The sequence below is a fragment of the Streptomyces sp. NPDC001514 genome (assembly GCF_053597075.1).
Map to the genome: position 1 here is coordinate 167,911 of NZ_JBSFHO010000003.1, position 15,182 is coordinate 183,092.

General features: G+C 70.2%; 4 protein-coding genes and 1 pseudogene. 3 read left to right on the forward strand and 2 right to left on the reverse strand.

The annotated features are described in order from the left end of the window. Window positions 1-388: 388 nt before the first annotated feature. Window positions 389-975 (forward strand): annotated as a pseudogene (locus tag ACWCXB_RS05355) (fibronectin type III domain-containing protein); the annotation flags it as partial. Here the strand turns inward: ACWCXB_RS05355 and ACWCXB_RS05360 are convergent. Both ACWCXB_RS05360 and ACWCXB_RS05365 read right to left on the reverse strand, forming a co-directional pair. Then, window positions 965-1,189, reverse strand: a complete 225-nt coding sequence (locus tag ACWCXB_RS05360; protein ID WP_450719215.1) for a hypothetical protein — start codon at window positions 1,187-1,189, stop codon at window positions 965-967. The pseudogene ACWCXB_RS05355 and the gene ACWCXB_RS05360 overlap by 11 nt on opposite strands. 289 nt (window positions 1,190-1,478) lie before the next feature. Next, entirely contained in the window at window positions 1,479-3,362 is a 1,884-nt protein-coding gene (locus ACWCXB_RS05365; RefSeq protein WP_450719217.1) for a DNA/RNA helicase domain-containing protein, read from the reverse strand. 289 nt (window positions 3,363-3,651) lie between these two features. Here ACWCXB_RS05365 and pglW point away from each other — a divergent pair, with 289 nt between their 5' ends. Continuing rightward, window positions 3,652-8,070 carry a BREX system serine/threonine kinase PglW gene (pglW, locus tag ACWCXB_RS05370; RefSeq protein WP_450719219.1) on the forward strand — a complete coding sequence of 1,473 codons (4,419 nt, stop codon included), beginning with the start codon at window positions 3,652-3,654 and terminating at the stop codon, window positions 8,068-8,070. 206 nt (window positions 8,071-8,276) lie between these two features. Further along, window positions 8,277-15,044, forward strand: coding sequence for a DUF3320 domain-containing protein (locus ACWCXB_RS05375; RefSeq protein ID WP_450719221.1), 6,768 nt, complete (start codon window positions 8,277-8,279; stop codon window positions 15,042-15,044). Window positions 15,045-15,182 lie beyond the last annotated feature (138 nt).

Genomic DNA, 15,182 nt, shown 5'->3' on the forward strand with positions numbered 1-15,182 from the left:
CCGTCCTGCCGGTCCACACCGAGGTTGAGGGTGCGGATCTTCGCGCGACGGCTGAAGTCGACACCGAACGTCGCCGTCTCGTGCCGCCAGGAGCCCGGCACCAGATGCGCGGGATCGATGTCGACGGTGGTCAGCATGGCGTACCGCCGCCGGTCCCGTTCGTCCTTGTCGTCGCGCACCCGCGCGTCGTCCCGCTTGTCCCGCGCGATGACCCGCCTTGGCTCCAGTACGTACTGGACGCAGCCTGCGTCCGCGATCTCTCTCCCCCCGCCGCAGCGCGGGCAGGGCGACGCGTTGTGCTGGGCGTTCTCCGTCCGCACGTAACCGCAGGCCGGGCACAGGCGTCACACCTTCCAGGACCGACGGTCGGGGCCCCCGATGCCGAGAGCCCGCACCCCTCAGCCCCCCGAGCAGCCCCGGCGCCCCCAAGGGCCGGGCCGAGGGGGCCCGTTCGGCGACCCTGAGCTGGGGTGCGTCGAGCGACGACACGGCCGTGACGTCGTACGACATCTACCAGGCCGACTCCCACATCCACACCGTCCTCGGCACCACGACCACAGCCCGCATCAGCGGCCTGCGCCCCGGCACCGTCTACACCTTCACGGTCCGGGCCCGCGACGCGGCGGACAACTCCTCCTCCGACTCCCCCGCGATCGACCTCACGACCGCCTCGGCTCCGGGCGCCGGCCCGAACATGGCCCCCATCGACCTGAGGGCCACGGCCCGGAAGGCACCGTCAAACTGACCTGGACCCCACCGCAGACGGGCGCCCCGGTCAAGGAACACCAGCTCTTCCTCAACGGCAAGCTCGCCACCACGATCGTCTGGGGCACCCAGCCCCCGCCCGGCCAGGCGCACTACACCTTCACCGTCACCGACAAGCCGGGCACCCGCTACTCGGTCAAACTTCGGGCGAAGCTTCCCGACGGGAACTGGGGGGACTTCTCGGCGCAGCGCACTGTGGTCATCGGCTGAGGCCATGTGCGGTAAGCGTGACGTCCGGTGGCGGCATGCCACCAGCCGGGCGGGGAGGGGCCGTTGACCGGGTGGCGGTCGGCTGGTCGGGGTGCAGGCTGAGGCGGCGCAGTGCGCCCGCGCGGACGCGGACGTCGAACCAGCCGTGCCAGTGCCCGTCGGGGCCGACGCCGTAGGCCAGGCCCCGATGGATCTCGTCCTGACCGAAGGGCATCCAGTCGATGCCGCGGTCACGCAGTCAGGCGCGTGCGGCCGCCATGGGCCGCAGGCCGCCCGGCAGATTCTCGTAGGCGGCGATGGTGACCCAGGCGGAGCGCGGAGCATGCGTGGCGTCCATGATGCCCGGCGCGGGTAGGTCGAGGCGAGGGTCGGGCTGGCGTCACAGCCACTTGTTGATCAACGCGAAAAGCAGCGTGGCCTCCCAGCGGAATGCGAGTTGGCGGCAGCGGAGGCACTGTTGCGCTTGAGAGAGGTGATCCCGCACTCGACCGCGTGCCGACGTGCTAGAGAGCAGCCCCCGCCGTCTGCCGGCCACCGACCAGCTGACGCAGCTTGCCGCGCGTCTCCTCGTCCGTCGAGTAGATCACCGTGCCGACCATGCCCCGTGTCAGCAGCACCTTGTACGTGTTCCGGATCAATCGGTCCACGTCGGCATCCGGAGTGGACTTCTTGAACACCGGGTCTTTCGAGGCCGTACGGACCGTGACCCACCGGTCCCGGCGCCACACCAGGTCGGGCCCGAGGATGACCCCGCTCCAGTCGTACTCGAAGCCCTGTGCGGTGTAGACGCAGCCGATCTGCCCGAACCCGGCAGGGTCGGTCGCCCACAGGGCCGCCGGCGGGGCCCCGTTGACGGAACGCTCTCCGTAGACGTTCCACGGGCGGGCCCAATCACCGATAACGACGTCGGTCGGCAGGTCCTGTCCCGGCGGCACCTTGGTCGTCCACGTCCAGCAGTACCCGGCGGACATCCGAGCCCCGTACCCCTGCGTGCGCCGGCTCTCCAGGAATGCCTCCAGCTCCTCGGGGCTCTCGGCCACCATGAGCTGCATCTTGTCGTCGGGGTCCCACTCGACGGGCCCGCCCTCCTCGAGCCCCAACAATCGCACCACCCACCGCAGATACGCATTGCTGCCGCCACACCTGAACTGGCTGTCCAGTGCCACCACACGGCACTCCAGCCCCTTCGCCGCCGCGGCGGCCTTGATCTCTGCGACGGTGCCCATCTCGCCGGGGCGTACCACCTGGTGCTCGTCTAGCAGGAAGACCGGTACCCGCGCGACGTCGATCAACTCCTCGATCTGGGGCCGTCCGGTGCGGTGCTCGGCCCGTGTGTAGCGATTCGCGGAGGTCTCACGGATCCGGTGCGCCTCGTCGCAGATCAGCACCTCGAGGCTGTTCTTGCGAGCGGTCATGAAACTGTTGAAGTACTTGAAGAGATCCTGTACCTCGCGCTTCTTCGCCCCCGCCACCTTCCGCATGGTCTTGGTGAACGACTGCGACCCCGTCGCATGCAACGCGGTCACCCCCTGCCGGTACAGCTCCCCGAGCAGCGACAGCGCGATCACGCTCTTTCCGGTGCCCGGACCACCCGTGACGACTACGACTTCCTTGTGATCGGAGTCCTGCGCCCGGCGCACCGCGTTGAGCACGGTCCGATACGCGACCTTCTGCTCGTCCAACAGCACGAACTGCTCCCGCTCCCGCACCTCCTGGGCGGCAACAGCCATCAGCTGCTTCGACGGCGCCGTCTTCCCGGCAAGCAGTTCATCCGCCGTCCCCGCTCCCGACGCCGGCGCCAGCCGCGCCTTCAGGTACTCCAGGAAGTCACCGCGTCCCTCGGTGGTGAACATCTGCCCGTACTCATCCGCCTCGATCTCCCGCAGTCCGGTGATCCCGAACTCGGTCGCGTTGTGCAGATAGGCAACGCCGTGCAGCCGGCCCGGATGCGCTGCGATCGCACCATTGAAGTTCGCGAGGTACTGGCAGTACCCCCGCACCTGCTCGATCGGGTTCAGCACGGGGCGGGCGTACGCATCGACGCGACACAGCGCTGGGTCGTCCTCGTCGGGCATCGCCTGGCTCCACTGCTTGAGCTCCACGACGACGTACGACGCCTCACCTGTCTTCGGATGCACCCCGGCCAGCACTGCATCGGCCCGCTTGCTGTTCAGCGGCAGCCCGTACTCCAGCAGCATCTCCACCTGCCCGAGCCCGGCATCATTGAGCGCGGCGGCCAGGGCCGGGATGCTCCGCTCCCAGGAGCGCGCTTCTGAGGCGCCGGGCGTGTAGCCGTGCATGTGGACGAACTGCTCGGTCAGTCGCAGGAACAGTGAGCCGTCATGGGCCATGACGGCGACAGTCGCGGCGGACTCGCGGAACAGCAAGGACTTCCCCCAGGCAGCACGAAGCAACTCGTGCGGGTGGGGGCATGTCCTTCGAGACTCCGGTTGAGCGGAGCGGAAGCCCGGCGGGCCGCAGTAACTACGTGGGCGACTCTACCTGCCGACCCTGAAATGGGTCGGCATGGCCATGACCGGTAGGTTTCTGTGACCGGCTTCTGGGACGCAGCAGACGCCCACTTATCCGCTGCATCGCCCGCTGTGCGCAGGGTAGGGTCGGTGACCTGGACACTTGCGCCGCGAGGCGTGCAGAGAACACCGCGGAGGTCGCACCGTGACGGCAGCTGGTACGCCCTCGGCGCCCAAGCCCGGGCCGCCGCGCAAGGAGCGCTGGTTCCAGCCCCGCCGTTCGGCTTTCACATGGGAGCAGGAGGGTCTCGACCACATCCGGCAACTCATGCCGAAGGCCGAGCCCTACCGAGCCTGGGCCACCTTCTCCTTCACCGCCGCCTCCGGCCGCACGAACGAGTGCGACCTGTTCATCGCGGTCCCTGGCGGCCTGTATCTGCTGGAGCTCAAGGGGCACCCGGGCCGGGTGGTCAACCACGGTGACACCTGGCAGTTCCACGCCGACCGGGTTCGCACGCTGAAGAATCCCCTGCACCTCACCGATCTGAAGTGCAAGGAACTCAAAGGACAGTTGGAGCGTGCCGCCCGCTCCATGGGCGTTGACCCGCGCCGTGTCCCCTTCATCAAGCCGGCTGTCTTCCTCCACGCGCCGGGTCTCGACAGTGGCCTGGACGAGTTCCAGCGGATCAATGTGTACGGGCGCAACGACGGCACCGGAGGGCTGGACAAGATCTGGGACGACCTGCTCGGCAAACCCCCGGAGCGGGAGAGCTGGCGCATCACCCCGCAGTCCGCCCAGCTGCTGGAGCAGCTGATGCAGAAGATCGGCATCAGCCATTCCACTGCCCACCTGCGCTACGGCGACGACTGGAAGCTCGAGCCCGGTGTCCTGGACGCGGGCCCGGGCTGGGAGGACCGCCTCGCCGTCCGCGACGATGGTCTCGTCCAGGAAGAAGGGCGGGTCCGCATATACCTGGTCGAGCAGATGGCCGGCGACGCCGCCAGGCACGCCGCCGACCGGGCGGCTCGCCGCGAGTACCAGGTACTTCAGGGCATCGCCCACCGGGGTGTCGCCCAGGCCGTTCAGATCCGTCAGCATCAGGGCGGCCCGGCGATCCTGTTCCGCCACCGCCACACCGATCTGCGACTGGATGCCTACCTCGACGCCTACGGCGGCAGGCTCACCCCGGAGACGAGGCTCGACCTCGTACGCCAGCTCGCTGAGGCGCTCCGCTATGCCCACAACCGCTCCCTCTACCACCGTGCGCTGGCCGCTCGCTCCGTCTACGTCTCCGCCAAGGAGGACGGCGCCGATCCCGTCGTACGCATCACCGACTGGCAGACGGCCGCCCGCGATTTCGACACCACCTCGATGCGCTCCATAGGTGACACGCCGCTCGACGGCGGGCTGATCGAGGACGCCGCCCAGGTCTATCTGGCACCGGAGACGGACCAGGAGTTCGCCGACCCGGTGGACCTGGATCTGTTCGGACTCGGTGCGCTCTCCTACCTGTTGCTCACCGGCGAACCCCCGGCCGCGCAGCGCAGCGCGCTCATCGAACGCCTGTCGGCGGAGGGCGGTCTGCACCCGTATGCCGTCGCCGACGGACTCTCCGACGCCCTCGACGACCTGATCTACAGGGCGACCCGTGCCGAGGTCGTGGACCGTCTGCCGTCCGCCGAGCGGTTTCTGGACCTCCTGGACGAGGCCGAGCAGCAGACCAGCGTGCCGGATCAGCCGGTGACCGAGGAGTCGGATCCTCTGACGGCGCTTCCTGGCCAGGCGCTGGACGCGGTCTGGACCGTTCGGAGAGTTCTCGGTACGGGAGCCACGGCCCGCGCGCTGCTGGTCGAGCGCGTGCTGGAGGAAGCCGAAGGGCCGGACGGCACGACCCTCGTCGAGGAACGTGTCTTCAAGGTCGCCCTCGACCAGGACAAGGACGCCCGCCTGTACGCGGAGGCCCAGGCGCTCAAGACCGTGGGCGGCGGACGGATCATCCGCCTGCTCGACGAGCCGCGTGAGATCGCCGGCCACACCGTTCTGGCGCTCGAATACGCGGGAGATTCGACCCTCGGTGCGCGGCTGCGCGGTGAAGGACGCCTGACCTACGACCAGTTGGAGCGGTACGGCAACGACCTCTTCATCGCCCTCGACCAGCTCGCCGCAAAGGGCGTCCTGCACCGCGACATCAAGCCGGACAACCTCGGACTGCACAAGCGCGACGACGGATCGTGGGAGCTGCTGCTCTTCGACTTCTCCCTCGCCGACGCCTCCGAGCGGGACATCACCGCGGGCACGCGCGGCTACCTCGACCCTTTCCTCGGCAGCGCCCGCCGCTCCCTCTACGACGGGCACGCCGAGCGGTACGCGGCCGCGGTGACCCTGCACGAGATGGCCTCGGGCGAACGCCCCGTCTGGGGGGACGGCCAGACAGACCCCCGGGTGAGCGACGACGTGGAACTCTTCGTCGCTGCCGAGCTGTTCGAGCCGGGGCTACGGGACGGCCTGACCGCCTTCTTCCAGCGTGCCCTGCACCGTGACGTCGACCGCCGCTTCGACACGTTCAAGCAGATGGAGGACGCGTGGCGGCAGATCTTCCGCGCCGCCGACTCCGCCAAGCCGGCCACCACGCCCGCGACTGTCGGAGCCGTCGCCGCGAGCACGGAGGAGGCCCGCGAGACGGCCGCCGCTGCTGCTGAGCTGACCACCGCCCTGGACGCTGCAGGGCTCTCCCTCCGCGCGGTCTCCGTCGCCAACGGGCTGGGTGCCGTCACGGTCGGCGAGCTGCTCGACGTCCCCCCGCACACCATCGCCCGGGCACGTGGCGCAGGCACACTGGTACGCAGGGAGCTGAATCGGCGCCACAAGCAGTGGACGGCGATGCTGCGACGCCCGGCTGCTGGGACCACTCCCGCAGCGCCCAAGCATGCGCCCGCGGCATCCGCCGACCCGCAGGCGCCGGCCCAGCTCGTCGCCGCCGAGTCCATCGACTCCCTGGCCGCCAGACTCACGCCCGCCCCGGCCCGCAAGGGCAATCTGCGCCCGGAAGTCGTCCGGCTGACGCTCGGCCTGCCCCGAGCCAAGGAGCAGGGCGACGAGCTTTCGCCACTCGGCCCATGGCCGCCCCAGACGGCCATCGCCAAGCACCTCGGCAGCAGCCAGCCGACAGTCTCCCGCCACCATGTGGCGGCGATCGAGGAGTGGGCAGCCACCGACTGGCTCACACAGATCCGCGACGAACTCGTACAGATCCTCGCCCAGGCGGGCCGGGTGATGACCGTCCAGGAGGCCGCGGCCGAACTGCGCGTACGGCACGGTGCCGGCGACGACACCCCGGAGCGGACGCTCGCGAAGTCCCTATCCGTCGTCCGCGCCGCCGCGGACGCCGAGGCCCTGCAGCGCGGCACTGAACACGACCCGCGCCTCGAGGTGCTGCGCCGCGGACCCCGTGTGCTGCTGGCACTCGACTCCCTGCCTGGCACCGATGACCCCACGCCGCAGGAGCTGGCCGACTACGCGGCCGCTCTCGGTGCCGAGGCAGACCGGCTCGCCGTCGAGGACCCGTTGCCCGGCCGGGCCACGGTCGTGCGGACCTTGCGCGAGGTCCCGGCCCCGGACGGCATGACACCGCTGGCCGACACCCGCCTGGTCGGGCTCGCCGCAGTGGTCGCTCAGGACGCTTCCGCCTCCCCGCGACTGGAGATCTACCCCAGGACGCTGGGGCTGGCTCGCGCCATCCGTATCTCCCAGGCGGTCGCCGGCGTTCGTCGGGAGTCTGGCATCTCGATCAGCGAGCTCCTCGCACGCGTCAAGGCGCGGTTCCCGTCGCTGCCGGTTCCCGATGCACCCACGTACATCGAGATCGAGGATGCACTGACGGAGGCGGGCTTCCCGCTGGAGTACGACGCCGTCCGCAAGCGCTTCTTCCCGACTGCGGTCGAAGGGCCCCGCTGGTCCAGTTCCACCTATACCCGCACGAGCGTGCTCGTTGCCGAGGCGAGGGCCGCTGCGGCGGCGGGCCGGGACCCACAGACCGTACTGCGTGCCAAGTTGACTTCCTCCGCCGAGCGCGGCGGCTTCCTCGCGCTCACGCTCAAGGGCGCCGATCTGCCGGGCACGGCGACAGCACTCGCTGCCGAATTCGGTGTGGTTCCGGTGGACTTCAACGCCGAGTTCCTCATCGTCTTCCGTGCCCTGGCCGAGGAGCTGGGGACGGACTGGTCCAAGGTCCTGCGCGCGGATGCCGCCTTTACCGAGACCGGGGAGCTGAAGCCGGGACTTCGCTCCTACGTCCACCGGGTCACCGAGCGCCTGTCCGAGCGGCTCACCACACTCGCCGAGGCGTCCGGTCCCAAGGCAGTGCTCTTCGTTCACAACGCGGGCCTGCTCGCACGCTACTTCGACGGCGGCGGCCACGACCTGCTGGTGAACCTCCAGCAGGCGTCCCGGCGCCCGGCCCAGGTGCCGCATGGGCTGTGGTGGCTGTGCCCCATGGAGGACCCGAAGCAGACACCGTCGCTGGATGGCCGCACGGTGGAGGTCGTGGACCGCGCGACCGAGTGGGCGGTGCTGGACTCGCTGTTCCTGAAGGAACTGAAGGCCGGAAGCGACAGCGGGGCGTGATACCGCTGCGCGCTTGAACTTTGAAATATGCCTCTTCACTCTGCGCAGTGCGGGTCGTAGGATTCCGTAATCAGGGGGGATCAGCGGGACTAAAGCGGCCAGAAGGTGTGCCTTCGGCTGCGGCTTTGCCCTGGGCGCATGCCGACTCCAGGGCACGTCATTGCTCCGTCGGCCCCAGTGAGAGATGACGAGCAGCAAGGACGAGCGTGGCAAACCCGGGCGCCTTCGGTGGCGGTGAAGATCTGGAACGGCTCAAGGCGATCCTGGCCGGGTGGCGGACGTCTCTCGTGGACTTGAGCGGGCGAAATCGACTCCTCAACTTCCGGCACACGAAGTCGGCCACCTTGGAGATCACAGTTCCGTCGGCCGGGACGCTGGTGGAGGGGCTGGAGCGAGGGTGGGAGTTCGCTCCGCTGCCTGACGAAGAGCCGGACGGCGAGGACCCAGAGGGCCTCCAACCACGCTCTTCCGCCGTGCAACGTGGCGCAGCCGACGGGATCGTGACGCAGAAGACCACGAGCCCCGCGCTCCAGCGTGCTCTGAACAGCCTGCGCAGCAAGGCGACCCAGCTCTTCAACGACTACGGCCTCTGGACGCTGCAACTCGGTGTCGGCATGCTCCGCTGGCGCGAGGACGGAGCCACGACGAGCAGTGACGCACCGCTGATCCTGCTGCCGGTCCGCATCGTGCGCATGGCCAACGGCCGGGTTCGCCTGGTGGCCAACGACGAGGAGGAGCCGCGGCTCAATCCGGCCCTGAAGGTGAAGCTGGAGCAGTTCCACATCGACTGGACGCCTGTCACCGAACAGGATCCCACCGATCTGGAAGGCGTCCTCGAAGCGGTCACCAGGTCGGTCGCCGGGAAGGCGGGCTGGGAGGTCTCGCAGCGTGTGGTGCTGGCGCTCTTCGCCTCCCACAAGGAGTCGATGTACCAGGACCTGCTCGACAACGAAGGCCGCGTCCTGGCCAGCGATCTCGTGAAGGCGGTGGCGCTCGGTCCCGGTGCGGGCCTGGCCTCCGACCGCTTCGACTTCGAGCAGATCGACCTCGACCGGATCGACGACCTGAGCCCGCCCGAGGACAGCCCGTTGGTCCTCGACGCCGATGCCTCTCAGCGTCAGGCCGTAGCGGCTGCCGTCGCGGGGCAGTCCTTCGTGCTCGACGGCCCGCCCGGTACGGGTAAGAGCCAGACGATCACCAACATGATTGCCGGCCTGATGCACGTGGGCCGCAGTGTGCTCTTCGTCAGCGAAAAGGCCGCAGCGCTCGATGTGGTGCTCGACCGGCTGAAGTCGGTAGGTCTCGACTCGTACGCCCTGGCCCTTCACAGCCACAACACCAGCCGCCGTGCCGTCGCGCAGGAACTGGGCCGGGCACTCGAGGAGGAGCCGCGCGCGCCGCAGCTCTCGCAGCAGGCCATCACACTCGCCCGCGAGGCGCGACAGGCACTCAGCGGCTACGCGGAGGCGATGAACGAAGTCTGTGAGCCCCTCGGGCGGAGCCTCCACGATGTGATCGGCAAGGTGGGGCAGCTCTCCGACGCGCCGGTGGCTTATCTGACCCCGGGATCCGGCGGCTCCCAGAAGCAGAAGGCATTCGACGCCGCATCCCTCAGCGGCCAGGACCTGAACCTCGTCATCGAGGCGACGAAGGCCATTTCCGACGCCTGGCAGGCGGTCGCCGACCCGTCCTTCCCTTGGCGGGACCTGCGTGCGGGTAGCCCACATCCGCGGCCGGCGTTGGAACAGGCCATGGCCGCGCTGGAAGGGCTTGCCGCGGCCGTGTCCCGCTACCAGGACCTGGCGTCCGACGGCGAGCCGATCGACGACGAGGAGGCCGTCGCTCGACTCATCGGACTCCTGGCGCTGATCGCATCACGGCGCCCGGTGCCCGAATCGTGGCTGACCAGCGCCGACTTCGCTGACACTGTGGAAGGCCCGGTCGACGACTTCGTCACCGAGCTGAGGAAGGTGCTCCGCACGCAGAACGCAGCCCGCACGGCGGCCGGTCATCGTTGGGAGGAGCTCTCGGCGCGGCTCACCTCAGAGGCGAGCGCGGCCGAGCGCGCGCTGAGCACGCTGTCTCCGGCCGGGATCGATCCGGCCGCACTGACGGAGGAACGGGCCGCCCAGCTGGCCCGCGAGTTCGAGAAGACCGCGGACGATCTCGAGCGTACGCACCGCAGCGTCGCCGGTGTCGCACAGCAGCTGGGGTTGGAGATTCCCGGCAGCGTGGCGGCGGCCGATGACCTGTGCGACATCGTCGCGCTGGCGGGCGTGTCCCAACGCCCGCTCGAACGATGGCTCGTGCCTGGCGGCGCGGCCGAGGCGGACAGGGCGGCAGCACACTTCGTCGCCGACGGGCTGCGCGCGTTCTTCGCCCGACGCGACACGGTTCTGTCCGCACAGGCACGCGCTGCCGCCGAGGCGGGACCCGGCTGGGCGGAGCTTCCCGCCGCACTCGGCGCGGAGCCGCCGGCAACCGAACGAGCCCTCGCCGATCTGGAGCCCGCCGGCCTGGACATCACCCCGCTCACGCGCACGCAGGCTGCTGACCTCGCCGAGTGGTTCTCCAGCCTGGCGACGACCCTTGAGTCGGCCGAGCGGCATGCCGCATCCGCGGCCGCGCTGCTCGGCCGCGGCCGGCCCCGGAGCACCCAGGAGGCCGAGGACCTGGTCGCCCTTGTCGAGCTGGCCACAGTCCCGCACCGGACAGTGGACACCTGGCTCGACCCGCAGGTGCTGCCTCGGGTACGGGAGGTCTGCGCGGAGATAGTCGATGCCGCCCGCCGGCTGGCCGACGCCGAGCGGGCCGCGCGGGACATCTTCCGGCCCGAGACCGTCGCCACACCTGAACTCCCGGACCTGATCCGCCGTCTGACCGAAGGCTCACGAGGTATCGGCGGCATGCTGTCCGGCGCTGTGCGTGCCGACCGCAAGGCACTCGCCGCGATCACGGTCGCGGGATCGTGGCGCAGTGAGCTCTACGACCGGCTGCCGCTCGCCCTCGCCTGGCACACGGCCCACGACCGCCTGCGGTCGCTGGCCCGCGCACACTCCGCACTGCTCGGGCGCTACGCCGGTACGGAACTGCCTGATGCGCAGTCCCTGGAAGCGGCCCTGACACACGCCGAGTCCGTGCACCGGCTCGCACCGGACACCGTCCTGGACCCCTACCGCCGGAGCCTGCTGGCCGACCAGGTCGCGGACGGCCGCACCTCTGCCCCGGAGCTGCTCGACCAAGGCGTCGCGCTGCGCGACGAACTGGGCGCCTGGCAGCAGGACCTGAACCGCGCGCCGCTTTCGGCCGACTCGGACGAACTGACCAAGCGCCCCTTGGGAGAGGCCGCCCGCTGGCTGCGCGCCCACCTCGATCCGCTCGCTCAGGCCGTCGCCCTGCTCGACACGGTCACCACGGTCGGCCGCCGCGACAGCGGTGCCGGTTTCGCGCACACGCTCGCCGGTGCACGGATCGCCATCACGGCCGCGCAGGAGGGCCGACGGGAGTCCGCCGCATTCGATTCCGAGGAGGAAGCGGACCGACGGCTCCTCGGCCCCTGGTACCAGGGCCTCGACACGGACCCCGCGGGACTGCGCGAAGCGGCCACGGGGGGCGAGGCGTCGGGACACGCAACGACCGGTGAGCTGCTGTGCCGCGCCTGGGACATGACCGGTCGTGAGGAGGCCTCCTGCGCCGGTGAGACGCAGCGCGAACTACTTGGCCGGTATGCCCCCGACGGCATCCCTGACACCGCCGCCCTATTGCGCGCGCTGAAGGCCGCGCACACGGTGGAACGGCTCGCGCCGGACACCCTCGCCGACCCCGCGCTCCGGGCACGTCTCGCCGAGCACCTGGCCGACGAACGGCCCGTGCCCCACCACGTCCTGCGGCAAACCGAACAGATCCGCACCGAGCTGGACGCCTGGCGACAGCACGCCGCCCAGCCGCATCTCGCGGCTTCTGGCAGCCGGCTTGTCGCAGGCCCGCTGGACGAGGCAGCCCGCTGGTTCCGCGCCCATGTCGAACCCTTCGAGGACGCGGCCGACCTCATCCACTCGGTGGCCCGTGTCGCCGACGGCGCCCACGCCGTGACCGGACTGTCCCTCTCCCGTGCCCGCCAGGCCGTGACTGCGGTCGTCGACGCACGCGCCGCCGAGGAACGGTTCGCTCAGAATGCGCCCGCACACCGGGAGCTGCTCGGCGACCTCTACCGGGGGACCGGCACCGACCGGGACGCTGTTCTCGACGCCCGGGACTGGGCTCAGAAGGTCCGCCGGACAGCCCACGGGAGCCACGCCGCACCGCTGTCGGCATCGGCCGCCCAGATGATGCTGACGACACCCGCCGACCCGTCGGTCGCGGTCCGCCACGCGGATTGGCAGCGCCAGCGCGACAGTCTCGCCGACCACTTCAAGAAGCAGCGGGCCCGCGAGCTGCGCAGCGAGCTTGGACAGTCTCTGACGGCTGCCAGACAGTGGCTGTCCCAACTGGACGACGACCCCTACGGTCCGGAGGCCTGGACCTCCTGCGCAGAGGCCCTCGCTCGGCTGCGCGACTACGGTCTGGACGATCTGCCCACTCAGCTCGCCCAGCGCGACGTGTCCGCCGACGACTTCCCTGCCGCCGTCGAACGCGCGGTCCTCACCGCCTGGATCGAGCGCCGCCTCGAACTCGATGCCCGCCTCAAGCCCGTACGCGCCGTCGAGCGTGACCAACTGGTGGAGCGCTTCCGTACGGCGGACCGCGATCTGGTGGAGGCGGCCCACGCCGACGTCATCGCGGCCTGCAACGCCCGCCGCCCGCGCCGTACCTCCGTCGGGCAGGCCGCAGTGCTGCGCCACCAGGCGCAGCTGAAGCGCCGCCACATGCCCGTGCGACGCCTGCTGAGCGAGACCCGCGAGGTTGTACGTCTCATCAAGCCCTGTTTCATGATGAGCCCGTTGACGGTCAGTCAGTTCCTGCCGCCGGACTTCCGCTTCGACGTCGTCATTTTTGACGAGGCGTCCCAGGTGCTGCCGCAGGATGCCGTCAACTCCGTCTACCGGGGCGACGCCCTCATCGTGGCGGGCGACCAGAAGCAGCTGCCGCCCACGTCCTTCTTCAGCGCCGGCGGCGACGGCGATGACGACGATGAGTGGGACGAGGACGGCGCGGACAGTTTCGAGTCCGTGCTCGACGCCTGCAAGGCCAGTGGTGTCTTGAAAGGCCTGCCGCTGCGGTGGCACTACCGCAGCCGCCACGAGCACCTCATCGCCTTCAGCAACCACGAGTTCTACGAGAACTCCATGGTCACCTTTCCCGGCGCGCTGGAGCAGAGCCCGGACGTCGGCGTGGAGTTCTTCAAGGCCGACGGCGTCTACGACCGGGGCGGCCGCAGCAACAACCCCGGCGAGGCGGCTGCTGTCGCGCAGCGCGTGATCCACCACTTCGCCACCCGCCCCGGCCTCACCCTGGGCGTGGTCGCCCTGTCGAAGGCACAGGCCGACGCCATCGAGGAAGCCGTTCAGAAGGCCAGGGCCGCCAGGCCCGACCTGGACCGCTTCTTCACCGATGACCGCCTCGACGGTTTCTTCGTCAAGAACCTGGAAACCGTTCAGGGCGACGAGCGCGACGTCATCATCCTGTCCATCGGCTACGGACCGGACCAGCGCGGCAAGCTGCTCTCCACGTTCGGCCCCATCAACAGGGACGGCGGCTGGCGACGCCTCAACGTCGCCGTGACCCGCGCCCGACGGCGTATGGAGGTCGTCGCCTCCTTCTACGGGGGTGAGCTGAGCGACAGCGCCAACAAGAGCGTCCAGCACCTGAAGCGCTACCTCCAGTACGCCGAACACGGCCCCCAGATCCTCGAGACCGCGGCGGCGGACCCGGACGCCGTGCCCGAGAGCCCCTTCGAGGAGGAGGTCCTCGACGTCCTGCGCGGCTGGGGCTATTCCATGCAGCCACAGGTGGGCGTCGCCGGATTCCGCATCGACATGGCCGTACGGCACCCCGCCGCCCAGGGCAGCTACGCGCTCGGCATCGAGTGCGACGGAGTCATGTACCACTCGTCGCGCGCAGCCCGCGACCGCGACCGGCTGCGCGAGGCGGTGCTGAGTGACCTCGGCTGGAAGCTCCACCGGATCTGGGGCACCGACTGGTACCGCAGCCGGCGTGACGCCATGGCGCGCCTGCGCGCCGCGGTGGAGGCCGCGTGCGCGGAGGACCCGCACGCGGTGAAGCCCGCGGAGCCCACGCACCTGCCGGCCACGGCCGAGCCGGTTGCGGACGGCGTGCCGCCGCGAGGCGAGCCGAGCGGTCCTGCCGGGGCCGGGGCCGGTGCGCCCGCCGAGCCGGCCCCCGGGCAGACGGTGAGGTACGTGCCGGTCGACGACGGGCCGCCGAGCTGGAGCCGGGCATACCAGGAGGCCAACCAGGTCGAGCTCGTCAACCTGCGGATCACCTCCTCCAAGCGGCGCGGTATGCGGGGGGTGGAGCTCCAGGACCCCGAGGCGTCGGGCGTCGTCGCCGACGTCGCCCTGGCCGTGATCACGGCGGAGTGGCCGATCACCGAGGACATGGTCTTCACGCGGGTGCGCTCGGCTTGGGGCATTTCGAGTTCCGGCCGAGTCGTGAGGGAGCGCATCGGCCATGCCCTGCGTCAGCTCCTCTCCAAAGGCAGGATCACCCGCATCGGCGAGGCGTACGCCCTGCCGGACGGCGAGGTGACGTTCGCCCGTACCCAAACGCGGACGTCCGCGCGCAAGGTCGCTCAGGTCCCGTCGGTCGAGCGGCAGCTCGTCGTCCGGCACGTCATCGACGAGAGCCCCGGCGTCCACCGAGAGGAGCTGCTCCGCGAGGTTGCCCGCTTCTTCGGATGGACGCGGCTGGGACCGGACATCAGGGATGCGCTCACGGGTGATGTGGACACGCTTGTGACGGCAGGCTCGATTCGGGAGACGGGAGGCGGGCTGATGCCGGGGGAGGGCGACTGACGGACGCGGGCGCCGGCGGGCCGAGGTGATCGTTTGAGTCCCCTCGGCTCGGGGTTCCTGCGGTGGTCTCGCCCGTACAGCGGACAGGTCGCTGTACGGGGGGAGCGGACCGGTCCGGAGCCGGTTCCCGAGCTGGCA

What these genes read in the sequence shown, in the direction of transcription:
- ACWCXB_RS05360 (WP_450719215.1), bottom strand. Translation starts at nt 1,189, where the DNA reads ATGCCCTTCGGTCAGGACGAGATCCATCGGGGCCTGGCCTACGGCGTC.